At 64.9% G+C, this 13,372-nt stretch carries 13 protein-coding genes; 1 reads left to right on the top strand and 12 read right to left on the bottom strand.

Annotation, left to right across the window (positions count from 1 at the left end):
- Window positions 1-33: 33 nt before the first annotated feature.
- From V0R59_RS24295 to V0R59_RS24250, 10 genes are all read right to left on the bottom strand, one after another.
- Window positions 34-1,221: an ATP phosphoribosyltransferase regulatory subunit gene (locus tag V0R59_RS24295; RefSeq protein WP_330077177.1), complete on the bottom strand. Its 1,188-nt coding sequence runs from the start codon at window positions 1,219-1,221 to the stop codon at window positions 34-36.
- A 264-nt stretch (window positions 1,222-1,485) separates the two neighbouring features.
- Window positions 1,486-2,355 carry a protease modulator HflC gene (gene hflC / locus V0R59_RS24290; protein WP_330077176.1) on the bottom strand — a complete coding sequence of 290 codons (870 nt, stop codon included), beginning with the start codon at window positions 2,353-2,355 and terminating at the stop codon, window positions 1,486-1,488.
- Window positions 2,355-3,524: an FtsH protease activity modulator HflK gene (gene hflK / locus V0R59_RS24285; RefSeq protein WP_330077175.1), complete on the bottom strand. Its 1,170-nt coding sequence runs from the start codon at window positions 3,522-3,524 to the stop codon at window positions 2,355-2,357. Before hflK ends, hflC begins: the two co-directional genes overlap by 1 nt.
- A 96-nt stretch (window positions 3,525-3,620) precedes the next feature.
- Window positions 3,621-4,922 (bottom strand): ribosome rescue GTPase HflX, encoded by a 1,302-nt coding sequence (gene hflX, locus V0R59_RS24280; RefSeq protein ID WP_330077174.1) that lies wholly within the window; start codon window positions 4,920-4,922, stop codon window positions 3,621-3,623.
- A 12-nt stretch (window positions 4,923-4,934) separates the two neighbouring features.
- Entirely contained in the window at window positions 4,935-5,195 is a 261-nt protein-coding gene (gene hfq, locus V0R59_RS24275) for an RNA chaperone Hfq (RefSeq protein ID WP_009399549.1), read from the bottom strand.
- A 93-nt stretch (window positions 5,196-5,288) separates the two neighbouring features.
- Entirely contained in the window at window positions 5,289-6,263 is a 975-nt protein-coding gene (miaA, locus tag V0R59_RS24270; RefSeq protein WP_330077173.1) for a tRNA (adenosine(37)-N6)-dimethylallyltransferase MiaA, read from the bottom strand.
- A 2-nt stretch (window positions 6,264-6,265) separates the two neighbouring features.
- Complete coding sequence (gene mutL, locus V0R59_RS24265) at window positions 6,266-8,161, bottom strand: DNA mismatch repair endonuclease MutL (RefSeq protein ID WP_330077172.1); 1,896 nt, start codon at window positions 8,159-8,161, stop codon at window positions 6,266-6,268.
- The gene (locus tag V0R59_RS24260) at window positions 8,158-9,594 is read right to left on the bottom strand and encodes an N-acetylmuramoyl-L-alanine amidase (RefSeq protein WP_330077171.1); all 1,437 of its coding nucleotides are present in this window, start codon (window positions 9,592-9,594) and stop codon (window positions 8,158-8,160) included. Before V0R59_RS24260 ends, mutL begins: the two co-directional genes overlap by 4 nt.
- 2 nt (window positions 9,595-9,596) lie before the next feature.
- Window positions 9,597-10,067 (bottom strand): tRNA (adenosine(37)-N6)-threonylcarbamoyltransferase complex ATPase subunit type 1 TsaE, encoded by a 471-nt coding sequence (gene tsaE, locus V0R59_RS24255; RefSeq protein WP_330077170.1) that lies wholly within the window; start codon window positions 10,065-10,067, stop codon window positions 9,597-9,599.
- Window positions 10,055-10,915, bottom strand: a complete 861-nt coding sequence (locus V0R59_RS24250; protein WP_330077169.1) for an NAD(P)H-hydrate dehydratase — start codon at window positions 10,913-10,915, stop codon at window positions 10,055-10,057. Before V0R59_RS24250 ends, tsaE begins: the two co-directional genes overlap by 13 nt.
- Window positions 10,916-10,979: 64 nt before the next feature.
- On the opposite strand from V0R59_RS24250, the gene queG reads away from it, so the two are divergent.
- Window positions 10,980-12,059: a tRNA epoxyqueuosine(34) reductase QueG gene (gene queG, locus V0R59_RS24245; protein WP_330077168.1), complete on the top strand. Its 1,080-nt coding sequence runs from the start codon at window positions 10,980-10,982 to the stop codon at window positions 12,057-12,059.
- Here queG and V0R59_RS24240 read toward each other — a convergent pair.
- Window positions 12,041-12,652: a trimeric intracellular cation channel family protein gene (locus tag V0R59_RS24240; protein ID WP_330077167.1), complete on the bottom strand. Its 612-nt coding sequence runs from the start codon at window positions 12,650-12,652 to the stop codon at window positions 12,041-12,043. The two genes, queG and V0R59_RS24240, sit on opposite strands and share 19 nt — an antisense overlap.
- 87 nt (window positions 12,653-12,739) lie before the next feature.
- Window positions 12,740-13,282, bottom strand: a complete 543-nt coding sequence (gene orn, locus V0R59_RS24235) for an oligoribonuclease (protein ID WP_330077166.1) — start codon at window positions 13,280-13,282, stop codon at window positions 12,740-12,742.
- Window positions 13,283-13,372: the final 90 nt, after the last annotated feature.

Below are 13,372 nucleotides of genomic sequence, written 5' to 3'. Positions count from 1 at the left end.
ACTTGGCGCCGGCGAGAGGGCCGGCGACTAATCTCAGATGGCCAGTGGCAGAACCTGCCAGAGCCCGTTTTGCAGAATCAATTGCCGGTCGCAGTCCGCCTCGACGGCGGCCGCCAGTGGCTGGCCAGGCAGCGCCTGCACAACCCGCTGGCCTTCACTGCGCAACTGGCAGACCAACTGCCACAGAGCCGCGTCGCCGCTGTCGGGCATCCAGATCCCGCCAGTCGGCAACACGACCTCTGCCCGCCCCAGTGTGACCAGGGTCTTCAAATCCGTGGAGAAGCCGGTGGCCGGGCGTGCCCGGCCAAAGTCCGCTCCGATGTCGTCGTAGCGACCGCCCTGGGCGATCGACTGACCGACACCCGGGACGAACGCGGCGAACACCACACCGGTGTGGTAGTGGTAGCCACGCAGCTCGCCCAGGTCGAAATACAGGGGCAGGTCCGGGTAACGCGCGGTCAGCCGGTCGGCGATCGCCAGCAGGTCATCCAGGGCTGCCAGTACCGCCGCCGGGGCACGGCCCAGGCGCACGCGGGCCGCTTCCAGCACTTCGCGACCGCCGCACAGCTCGGTCAGGGCCCGCAGCATGCCGGCCAGGTCCGCTGGCAGGCTGGCAGTCAGCGCCACCACTTCGTCGATGGCCTTGCGTTGCAGGGCATCGAACAGTTGCTGCTCGACCGCGCCGGACAGGCCGGCGGCACGGGCCAGGCCGCGGTAGATGCCGACATGGCCGAGGTCCATGTGCACATCCGGGACATCGGCCAGTTGCAGCATGGCCAGCATCAGGCTGATCACTTCGACGTCACTGACCGGGCTGGCATCGCCGTACAGCTCGGCACCCAGCTGGATCGGACTGCGCGACGTCGACAGTGCCCGTGGCTGCGCGTGCAGCACGCTGCCGGCATAGCACAGGCGGCTCGGGCCTTCACGGCGCAGGGTGTGCGCATCGATGCGCGCGACCTGCGGCGTGATGTCGGCGCGGAAGCCCATCTGCCGGCCGGATTGTGGATCGACCACCTTGAAGGTACGCAGGTCCAGGTCCTGGCCGGCACCGGTGAGCAGCGATTCCAGGTACTCGATATGGGGAGTCACGACGAACTCGTAACCCCAGCTCTGGAACAGATCCAACACCTGGCGACGCGCGATCTCGATGCGTGTCGCCTCAGGTGGCAGTACTTCTTCGATGCCATCTGGCAGCAGCCAGCGGTCTACCGTTGCCATTACGCCTTTTCCCCTTTGGTCCGGGCGGCCTGCTCCGAGCTGGCCGTGAGTAAAGCAGGTCGCGGCAAATCACGCGCGCAGCGCCGATTCCAGCGTTGCCGCAGTGCCGATACCCTCGTGAATCCTGGTTGCGCCGTGCCTGGGGTCATTCGATCCCGCAGACGCAAAAAAGCCGGGAATTTCCCGGCTGCCGCATCATACACCCGTTGTCTTGCAGAAATCACCCCGCCAGACGTATTAGCCGCCCAGCGGGGTGATCGGGTGTCACGGTTTCGCTTTGTTCATGAAGCGGAAGAACTCGCTGCTCGGGTCGAGGACCAGAACGTCGTTCTTGCTGCTGAAGCTCTCGCGGTAGGCATTCAGGCTACGGTAGAACGCGTAGAAGTCCTGGTCCTGGCCGTAGGCCTTGGCGTAGATCGCCGCAGCCTGGGCATCGCCGTCACCGCGGGTCTCTTCCGACTCGCGATAGGCCTCTGCCAGCAGCACGCGGCGTTGACGATCGGCGTCGGCACGGATGCCCTCGGCCAGTTCGTTACCCTTGGCGCGATGCTCGCGGGCTTCCCGCTCACGCTCGGTGCTCATCCGCTCGAACACGCTGCGGTTCACTTCCTTCGGCAGGTCGATGGCCTTGACGCGAACGTCGACCACCTCGATGCCCAGTTCCTTCTCCGCCATGCGGTTCAGCGAACCGGTGATGTCGGCCATCAGCGCATCGCGCTCGCCGGACACCACTTCGTGCAGGGTGCGTTTACCGAACTGGTCACGCAGGCCGCTTTCCAGACGACGGGACAGACGCTCGTCGGCGATCTGCTTCATGCCGGAGGTCGCGGTGTAGAAACGCTCGGCGTCCTTCACCCGCCACTTGGCATAGGCGTCGACCATCACCGCTTTCTTCTCCAGGGTCAGGAACCGCTGGGTCGGGGCATCGAGGGTCATCAGCCGCGCGTCGAACTTGCGCACCTGGTTCACGTACGGAACCTTCACGTGCAGGCCGGGCTGGACATCCGCCTGGACCACACGACCGAATTGCAGGAGTACCGCGCGTTCGGTCTGGGCAACGATGTAGAAGCTGTTCCAGGCGACGATGGCCAGGACCACGCCGACGATCAGGGCGATCAGCGATTTATTGCTCATCAGCGGCTCTCCCTGGTGCGCAGTTGCGACTGTTGCTGTTGCAGGTCGGAAGCACGGTTCGCCGCGTCATTGACCGAGGTCGCGGGAATGCTGACCGGTGCATTGGCGTTGCGGCTGCCGTCGACCATCTTGTCCAGTGGCAGGTAGAGCAGGTTGTTCTGCCCGTCCTTGCCGGTGACCAGGACCTTGCTGGTGTTGCTGTAGACTTCCTGCATGGTTTCCAGGTACAGGCGCTCGCGGGTGACTTCCGGTGCCTTGCGGTACTCGGCGACCAGCTTGGTGAAGCGGTCGGCCTCACCCTTGGCGCGGGAGACGACTTCATCGCGGTAGCCGTTGGCGTCCTCGATGATGCGCTGCGCCTGGCCGCGGGCTTCCGGCACCACGCCATTGGCGTAGGACTCGGCCTGGTTGCGGGCGCGCTGCTCGTCTTCGCGGGCACGGATCACGTCGTCGAAGGCTTCCTGGACTTCACGCGGGGCTGCCGCGCTCTGCACGTTGACCTGGGTGACGGTGATACCGGTACGGTAGGTGTCGAGGAAGCGTTGCAGACGCTCCTTGATCTCGATCGCCATCTGCTCGCGGCCTTCGGTCAGCACCTTGTCCATGGAGGTGGAACCCACCACGTGGCGCAGGGCACTGTCGGTCGCGTGCTGCAGGCTGACCTCGGGCTGGTCGACGTTGAGCACGAAGTCCTGCAGGTTGCTGATCTTGTACTGCACGGTCAGCGGCACCTCGACGATGTTCTCGTCCTCGGTCAGCATCTGGCCCTGCTTGGTGTACGCACGCTCACGCGTGACGTTTTCCATGTACTTGCGGTCGATCGGGGGGAAGTAGATGTTCAGGCCCGGTCCGACGGTTTCGTAGTACTTGCCGAAGCGCAGCACCACGGCCTGCTCCTGCTCGTCCACGACGTAGACCGCGCTGTACAGCCAGATGGCCGCCAGCACTGCAAGACCAACGCCCAGCAGGCCAAAGCCGCCACCCTTGGGAAGGCTGTCGCCGCCACCACGTTTCTTGCCACTGCCGAACATGCCGTTCAGGCTATCCTGCAGCTTGCGGAAGGCCTCGTCGAGATCCGGAGGGCCTTTCTTGTCGCCGCCACCACCGCCGCGGCGCCCACCCCAGGGATCCTGATTGTTCGAGTTGCCACCCGGCTCATTCCAAGCCATAGCGCTCTCCATCTGATAAAGCAAAGACGCGCCAACGGCGCGCCGTCCAATGCTACAGAATGCCTGTCACGGCTGCCTGACCGCGTCGTCAGGCTTTTATTGCAAAGTGTGTTGTTCGAGGAACTCGACCGGTTCGAACCCTTCGCGCGCCACCAGGCGGTTGAAATCGACCCGTGGCAGGCGCACGGCCAGCAGGCTGCTGCCTTCTTCGTCGTGTTCTTCGTTCTGCACGGCCCCCGCCGCGAAGAATTGCGCACGCAAACGTGCGTAGCGCTGTTCCAGGCGAAGGGTACCGATGAACAGGTCATCCCCCAGCAACTCGGCAATCGCCTGCCCCACCAGTTCCAGACCGCGACCCTCGCGGGCCGAGACCCAGACCCGCTCCGGCTTGCCGTCGGCATTGCGCTGAATATGTGGCTCAATGCCTTCAAGCAGGTCGAGTTTGTTATACACCTCGAGGATCGGCAAGCCTTCGGCACCGATCTCGCCAAGCACTTCCATGACCTGTTCGATCTGCGCCATCCGCTCAGGCTCGTGGGCATCGATCACATGCAGCAGCAGGTCGGAGTTGCTCGACTCTTCGAGCGTAGCCCGAAAAGCCTCGACCAGCTTGTGCGGCAGGTGACGAATGAAGCCCACGGTGTCCGCCAGCACGATCGGCCCGATGTCGCTCAGTTCGAGACGGCGCAGAGTCGGGTCGAGGGTGGCGAAGAGCTGGTCGGCGGCGTAGACCTCGGACGAGGTCAAGGCGTTGAACAGGGTCGATTTGCCGGCGTTGGTATAGCCCACCAGTGAAACCGACGGAACATCGGCGCGCTTGCGTCCGCGCCGTGCCTGTTCGCGCTGGCTGCGCACCTTCTCCAGGCGTGCCTTGATCTGCCTCAGGCGTACCCGCAGCAGGCGGCGGTCGGTTTCGAGCTGGGTTTCACCCGGACCGCGCAGACCGATACCGCCTTTCTGCCGTTCAAGGTGGGTCCAGCCGCGAACCAGGCGCGTGCTCATGTGTTCGAGCTGGGCCAGCTCGACCTGCAGCTTGCCCTCGTGGGTCCGCGCGCGCTGGGCGAAGATGTCAAGGATCAGGCCGGTACGGTCAAGCACGCGACACTCGAAAACGCGTTCGAGGTTGCGTTCCTGACTCGGGGTGAGGGTGTGGTTGAAGATCACCAGGTCGGCCTCTTCGGCCTTGACCAGGTCGCGCAGTTCCTCGACCTTGCCACTGCCTATCAGGAACTTGGCCGTGGGCTGGTGTCGCGCCACATTGGCGAGCGCGACGATATCGGCACCGGCCGACAGCGCCAGCTCCTGGAACTCCTGCGGGTCTTCGCGCGCCTCAGGGCTCTGACCTTCCAGATGAACGAGAATGGCTCGTTCACCACCACCGTGGCGCTCAAAGAACAAAGCAGGCTCCTATCAGGCGTTACCTGGCTCAGCGTCGCCGTGATCGGCATCAGCTGCGCTAGGCAGACGGATTGGACGTACTGGGACGACGGTCGAGATCGCGTGCTTGTAGACCATCTGGCTGACAGTGTTTTTCAGCAGGATGACGAATTGGTCGAAGGACTCGATGGTGCCTTGCAGCTTGATGCCGTTGACCAGATAGATCGAAACCCCGACTTTTTCTTTTCTCAAAGTGTTCAAGTAAGGGTCTTGTAGCGAATGCCCTTTTGACATATGCCGCACTCCTGTAAGGATCAATAGTAAAAAAACAAGAAAACTGATGGCTCAAGCCGCCCCACCCCCAAGGATAGACGGCAATTGCGGGATTCAGCCCAATATGGAGACGGTCCCGAGGTATTTCAAGGTGCGAGACAGATTGTCGCAAGCCAGGCTGTCCAACCAGTGCAGATCGGCCCAACTGCGCAACCAGGTAAACTGCCGCTTCGCCAGCTGGCGAGTGGCAATGATGCCGCGCTCCTGCATTTCAACTGAAGTCAGCTTGCCATCAAGATGATCCCAGACCTGGCGATAACCCACTGCCCGTATAGACGGCAGCCCCGCGTGCAAGTCACTTCTCGCCCGCAGCGATCGGACCTCGTCAATGAAGCCCTGTTCCAGCATTTGTGTGAATCTTGCTGCAATTCGCTCGTGCAGGACGTGTCGGTCCCGCGGAGCGATGGCCAGGCTGGCGACAGTATAGGGCAATTGCCCCTGCCCAGAAGTGTCAGTGCTATTACTTTGCTCAGCTTGACGCAAACGATGTGAAGTCATCGTTAAACCGCTCACCCGATACACCTCAAGTGCACGAATCAGGCGTTGCGGGTCATTCGGATGGATACGTGCCGCCGAAACCGGGTCCACCATCGCGAGTTCGTCGTGCAGTGCCTGCAAGCCCTGGGCCTGGGCCTGGGCTTCCAGCTCGGCACGAACCTGCGGATCGGCCGGCGGCATGTCCGCCAGGCCTTCCAGCAGCGCCTTGTAGTAGAGCATGGTGCCGCCCACCAGCAGCGGGATCTTGCCGCGCGCGGTGATATCGGCCATGGCTTCGAGGGCGTCGCTGCGAAAATCCGCCGCGGAATAGCTCTCGGCGGGATCGAGGATGTCCACCAGACGATGCGGATAGGCGGCGAGGATCTCCTTCGACGGCTTGGCCGTGCCGATATCCATGCCGCGGTAGATCAGCGCCGAGTCGACGCTGATCAGCTCGCACGGCAGCACCTTGGTCAGTTCGATGGCCAGGTCGGTCTTGCCCGCGGCGGTCGGGCCCATCAGGAAAATCGCCGGAGGTCTGGAACCTGCCATCATCAACGACCGCGCAAGAACAGTTTGTCCAGGTCGTCCAGGCCCAGTTGGGTCCAGGTCGGGCGACCGTGGTTGCATTGGCCGCTGCGCTCGGTGTTTTCCATGTCACGCAGCAGTCCGTTCATTTCCGGGATGGCCAGCCGCCGGTTGGCGCGCACCGCGCCGTGGCAGGCCATGGTCCCGAGCAGCTCGTTCAGATGCGCCTGGATGCGGTCGCTGGTGCCGTACTCCATCAGATCGGCGAGCACATCCTGCACCAGGCGATTGGCCTCGGCCTGCTTGAGCAGCGCCGGGATCTGCCGGATCGCCAGGCTTTCCGGGCCCAGGCGCTGCAGCTCGAAGCCCAGGCGCTGGAACCACTGCGCATGCTCCTCGGCGCAATCCGCCTCGCGCTGGCTCAGGGCCAGGGACTCGGGCACCAGCAACGGCTGGCCGCTCAGGCCCTCGCTGGCCATGGCGATCTTCAAGCGTTCGTACATGATCCGCTCATGGGCGGCGTGCATGTCCACCAGGACCAGGCCATGGGCGTTTTCCGCGAGGATATAGATGCCCTTCAGTTGCGCCAGCGCATAGCCCAGCGGCGGTACATCGCGCTCGCTCTCGGGCAGGGCGGCAGGTTGCGCGCCCGGCAGCGGGGCGAAGAACTCGCGATAGACCTCGCGGCTCTCGCCGACGGCAGCCGGCGGCGTCGGCCGCGGGGTGTAGTTGTACTGGTAGCCCGCACCGGAGCCACTGCCCGCCGCGCTTGCCTGCACCGGAGCCACTGGCTGTTCGAGCACGCTGGCGGACAGGCGCATCTCGCCCTGGGGCCCGAACTCGCCGGCCTGCAGGCCGGTCGGGCGGATGATTTCCGCCGTCGCCGCCGGGGCTGCCACCTGGTCGTCCGGACGCACGTCGGCCAAGGCCCGGTGCAGGGTGCCATAGAGGAAGTCGTGGACCATCCGCCCGTCGCGGAAGCGCACTTCATGCTTGGTCGGGTGCACATTGACGTCGACCCCGGTCGGATCAAGCTCAAGGAACAGCACGAAGGTCGGGTGCCGACCGTTGAACAGCACGTCGCGATAGGCCTGGCGCACCGCGTGGGCGACCAGCTTGTCGCGCACCGCACGGCCGTTGACGAAGAAGTACTGCAGGTCCGCCTGGCTGCGCGAGAAGGTCGGCAGGCCGACCCAGCCCCACAGACGCAGGCCGTTGCGCTCGATCTCGATCGGCAGCGCCTGCTCCAGGAAGCCCGGCCCGCACACCGCGCCGACCCGCCGCGCACGGGAAATCTCGTCCGGCGCCTCATGCAGGCTGAGAATGCTCTTGCCGTTGTGGCGCAGGTGGAAGCCCACGTCGAAACGCGCCAGCGCCAGGCACCGAATCACTTCCTGCAGGTGGTCGAATTCGGTCTTCTCGGTCTTGAGGAACTTGCGCCGCGCCGGGGTATTGAAGAACAGGTCGCGGACCTCTACCGAGGTGCCCACCGGATGCGCGGCGGGCTGGACCCGCGGCGCCATGTCGCGGCCCTCGGTCTCCACCTGCCAGGCCTGCTGGGCGTCACGGGTACGCGAGGTCAGGGTCAGGCGCGCCACCGAACTGATCGAAGCCAGGGCCTCGCCCCGGAAACCCAGGCTCATCACCCGCTCCAGATCTTCCAGGTCGCGGATCTTGCTGGTGGCGTGACGCGCCAGGGCCAGCGGCAGATCGTCGGAGGCGATGCCGCTGCCGTCGTCGCGCACCTTGAGCAGCTTGACCCCGCCCTGCTCGACCTCGACGTCGATGCGCCGGGCGCCGGAATCCAGACTGTTTTCCAGCAGTTCCTTGATCACCGATGCCGGACGCTCGACCACCTCGCCGGCGGCGATCTGGTTGGCGAGGCGCGGGCTGAGCAGTTCGATCCGCGACGCTGAACTCATGGCTGGGCCGCCAGGGTCGTGGCGGGAATATCCAGATTCTGGCCGACCTTCAGCTCATCGGTCTTCAGGCTGTTGCTGCTGCGCAGGGCGGCGACGCTGACCTGGTAGCGCACGGCGATCATCGCCAGAGTCTCGCCCGGACGCACCGTATGCTCGCGCGGGCCTTGGGCGATCTTGCCAGTGTCACGCAGCCAGGCGATGTAGGTGCCCGGCGGCGGGTTCTGCTGGAAGAACTGTTTCACGCCGCTGTTGATCGAGCGCGCCAGCGATTGCTGGTGGCTCGCCGTGGCCAGCTTGGACGCTTCGTTGGCGTTGGAGATGAAGCCGGTTTCCACCAGGATCGACGGGATGTCCGGCGACTTCAGCACCATGAACCCGGCCTGCTCGACGCGGCGCTTGTGCAGCGAGGTGACGCGACCAATGTTGCCCAGTACCTTCTGCCCGACGTTCAGGCTGGAACTGAGGGAGGCGGTCATCGACAGGTCGAGCAGCACGCCGGCGAGCATGCGGTCCTTGTCATCGAGGCTGACGTTGCCGGCACCACCGATCAGGTCGGAACGGTTTTCACTGTCTGCCAGCCAACGCGCGGTCTCGGACGTCGCGCCACGGTCGGACAGGGCAAACACCGAGGCACCGAAGGCCGCCGTGGACGGCGCGGCGTCGGCGTGGATCGAGATGAACAGGTCGGCGCCTTTCTTGCGGGCGATTTCCGTACGCTTGCGCAGAGGGATGAAGTAGTCGCCGGTCCGCGTCAACTCGGCGCGGAAGCCCTTCTCGTTGTTGATCTGGCGCTGCAGTTCCTTGGCGATCTGCAGGACGATGTCCTTTTCATGCTGGCCGCGGGAGCCCGAGGCACCCGGGTCCTCGCCGCCGTGGCCGGCGTCGATGGCGATGACGATGTCGCGCTTGCCGCTCGGCACCGGCGTCAGCTTGATCGCTGGCTGGGCCGGCGTGACCGGCACGGCGGGCGGGGTCGGCGCGGTGGCGGCCGGGGTCGGTGGCGCGGTAGCGGCCACGGCATCGGCTTCCTGGTCGTACAGGTCGACCACCAGGCGGTTGCCGTACTGGGCATTGGGCGCGAGGGTGAAGCTCTTCGGGGTGACAGCCTTGTTCAGATCGACCACCACGCGCAGGTCGGTGGGGGTGCGCTGTGCCGAGCGCACGCTGGTGATCGGCGTGTTGGAGGTGGAGGCGGTCAGCGGCGCGGCCAGGGTGGCGCCATTGATATCGATGACCAGGCGATCCGGCGCGGTCAGCGTGAACACGCCGTGCTCCACCGGGCCGGAGAGGTCGAAGACCAGCCGTGTGTTGTCCGGCGCCCGCCACAGACGCATGCTCTTGACCTGCGTGGCAGCGAAGGCCTCGACGGTCACTGCCGTAAGCAGCAGTCCTACGACGGCAACCAGTGCGCGAAAGCGCATACCTTTCCCCATTTCTATTTGAATTCCAAGGCCAGAGCGGCACACCAGGCTTCACCGCGAGCACCTTGCGGCAACAGGCTCAACGACCGGCCGCTCGCCTGGGGGCTTATGGTAATGGTCAGGTCCGGCTTTGGCAAAATGCCCTCCCCCTTGTCCGGCCACTCGAACAGACACAAGGCATCACCCTCGAAATAGTCGCGAATCCCCATGAACTCCAGCTCCTCCGGATCGACCAGGCGATAAAGGTCGAAGTGAAATGCTCGGACTTCACCGATTTCGTACGGTTCCACAACAGTAAATGTAGGACTTTTCACAGCACCGGTATGCCCGAGGCCACGGATGATGCCCCGGGACAGGGTGGTCTTGCCCGCTCCGAGGTCGCCTTCGAGAAAAATCACACCATGGCCTTGTGTCACCTGGGCGATACGCGCACCGAAGTCGACCATGGCCTGCTCATCGGCCAGAAACAGGGTTATGCCTGACACGCTGAATGCTCCTCCAACAACTGACGAATAGACGGGATCAGGTCGTGCGCTGCCAGGCCGCGGCCCTGGTCGCCCAGGCGCTCGCCGGCGCAGGCATGCAGCCAGACCCCGAGACAGGCGGCGTCCCAGGCGTTCGTCTCCTGCGCCAGCAGGGCGCCGAGGACGCCGCTGAGCACGTCGCCCAGCCCCGCGCCGGCCATGGCCGGATGGCCACGCTTGCACAGGGCCAATTGGCCGTGCGGGTCGGTGACCAGGGTGCCAGCACCCTTGAGCACGCACACCGCGTTGTATTTGCGCGCCAGCTTGCGCGCGGCGCCGGGGCGGTCGGCCTGTACCGCCTCGGTGGAAATCCCCAGCAGGCGCGCTGCCTCGCCCGGGTGCGGCGTGATGATGCTGCCACGCACCAGGGCCACCGGCGAGGCTGCCAGCAGGTTCAGGGCATCGGCATCCCACACCTGCGGCAGGCTCGAACTGGCCACCGCCGACAGCAGGCTGCGGCCCCAGGCCGCCTGGCCCAAGCCCGGACCGACCACCAGCACCGAAGCTCGCTCGATCGGTGCCATCAACTGATTGGCCGAATGCACGCCGAGGCTCATCACCTCCGGCAGGCGCGCCAGCGCGGCGGGCATATGCTCGGGACGACTGGCCAGGGATACCAGGCCCGCGCCACAGCGCAGGGCGGCTTCGGCACTGAGCAGGACAGCGCCGCCGGTACCGCGGTCGCCGCCCACCGCCAGGACGTGACCGAACTGGCCTTTGTGGGCGTTCGCCGCACGCGCGGGCAGGCGCGTCAAGGCGTCGCGGGTGAGTACCAGCGGCTCGTGCATAGGGTGTTTGGTCTGAGGCATGCGTCGTTCGGCTCCGATGTCTGGCAGAATTATACGCACCTGCCCCCTGATTGCCCTATTTCGCATGTCCGCCTCTTCCATCGATCTCTCCGCCCTCGCCCACGCCATCAAGGAATGGGGGCGCGAACTGGGTTTTGCCCACGTCGGCATCGCCGGCGTGGACCTGGCCGAGCACGAACAGCACCTGGAACGCTGGCTGGCCGCCGGCTACCACGGCGAGATGGACTACATGGGCGCCCACGGCAGCAAGCGCTCGCATCCCGACGAACTGGTGCCCGGCACGGTGAGGGTGGTCTCGCTGCGCATGGACTACCTGCCCGGCGACACGCAGATGGCCCAACGCCTGGCCCAGCCGGAACAGGCCTATATCTCCCGCTACGCCCTCGGTCGCGACTACCACAAACTGGTGCGCAAGCGCGTGCAGCACCTGGCCGAGCGTATCCAGAAGGAAATAGGCCCGTTCGGCTTCCGCGCCTTCGTCGACAGCGCCCCGGTGCTGGAAAAGGCCATCGCCCAGCAGGCCGGCCTCGGCTGGATCGGCAAGAACACCCTGCTGCTCAACCGCAAGGCCGGCAGCTACTTCTTCCTCAGCGAGCTGTTCGTCGATCTGCCGCTGCCGGTGGACGAAGCCCAGGCCACCGAGCACTGCGGGCGCTGCAGCGCCTGCCTGGACATCTGCCCGACCAACGCCTTCGTCGGCCCGTACCAACTGGATGCGCGGCGCTGCATTTCCTACCTGACCATCGAACTGAAGAACGCCATTCCCGAGGAACTGCGCTCGATGATCGGCAATCGCGTGTTCGGCTGCGATGACTGCCAGATCGTCTGTCCGTGGAACCGCTTCGCCAAGGACACCGCGGAAAACGACTTCAAGCCCCGCCACGGCCTGGACAACGCCGGCCTGGCGGAACTGTTCATGTGGGATGAGGAACGCTTTCTCGCCAGCACCGAAGGCTCGCCACTACGCCGTGCCGGCTACGAGCGCTGGCTACGCAACCTGGCCGTCGGCCTGGGCAACGCACCGTCGACCATCCCGGTGCTGGAAGCCTTGAATGCCCGCCGCGACTACCCGTCCGAGCTGGTCCGCGAGCATGTGGAGTGGGCACTCAGGCAGCACGCCGAGCGTCAGTGCTCGTCGTTGTAGTGGAACTTGGGCATTTCCCAGTGGAAGCGGATCGCCAGCAGGCGTAGCAGGAAGCCGCCGAACAGGGTGATCAGGATCGACTGCTCGGCCGGTAGCTTGAGGTAGATGCAGCCCATGTAGCACCAGGCAGCCGCGAAGGAGACGCTGGCGTACAGCTCGCGGCGGAACACCAGCGGGATGTCGTTGCAGAAGATGTCCCGCAGGATGCCGCCAAACACCCCGGTAACCACACCACTGATGGAGGCCACCAGCATGCCGTGGCCCAGCTCCAGCGCGGTCATGCAGCCGATCAGGGTAAACGCCACCAGGCCCAGGGCGTCGAGCACCAGGAACAGCGAGCGCAGGTGACGCATCAGCGGGGCAATGAAGATGGTCAGCAGCGCCGCGACGCTGGTCAGCACCAGGTATTCCGGGTGCTTGACCCAGGTCAGCGGGTAATGGCCCAGCAGCACGTCGCGCACCGAACCGCCACCCAGGGCGGTCACGCAGGCGATCAGCACCACGCCGAACCAGTCCATGCCGCGTCGCCCGGCGGACAGGGCACCGGTCATGGCTTCGGCGGTGATGGCGATGAGGTAGAGCATCAACAACATGGTGCGAGTCCTGGCAGAAAGGCGCGCAGTCTAACCAGTTGCTGCTCGCACCAAAAGAGGGCAAAAAACAACGCCCCCCCTGACTCATCAGAACTTGATGAAATGCTCGCGATAGTGGCGCAGCTCGGCAATCGACTCGCGGATGTCGTCCAGCGCCAGGTGGGTACTGCCCTTCTTGAAGCCGTCCTTCACCTCCGGCGCCCAGCGACCGGCCAGTTCCTTCAGGGTCGAGACGTCCAGGTTGCGGTAGTGGAAGTAGTTTTCCAACGAACGCATGTGGCGGTACAGGAAGCGGCGATCCTGGCAGATGCTGTTGCCGCAGATCGGCGACTTGCCCTTCGGCACCCACTGCTCCAGGAAGGCGATGGTCTGCGCTTCGGCAGTTGCCATGTCGATGGTGCTCTCGCGCACTCGCTGGGTCAGTCCGGAGGCACCGTGGGTACGGGTGTTCCAGTCGTCCATGCGGGCGAGGACTTCGTCGCTGTGGTGGATGGCGATCACCGGGCCTTCGGCCAGGGTGTTGAGATCGCTGTCGGTGACGATGGTCGCCATCTCGATGATGACGTCCTGGTCAGGGTCCAGACCGGTCATTTCCAGGTCGATCCAGATCAGGTTCTGTGTGTTCTGCATGATTGGGCTCCTCGGTAGGTGCGCAGTTTAGCCTAGTGGGGCGTGCTAAACTCGACGCCGTTTCAATATCCCCGCTTTAACGACGAGACA

The organism is Pseudomonas ulcerans, assembly GCF_036324125.1.
GTDB lineage: Bacteria > Pseudomonadota > Gammaproteobacteria > Pseudomonadales > Pseudomonadaceae > Aquipseudomonas > Aquipseudomonas ulcerans.
This window is presented reverse-complemented; position numbering and strand designations above follow the sequence as displayed.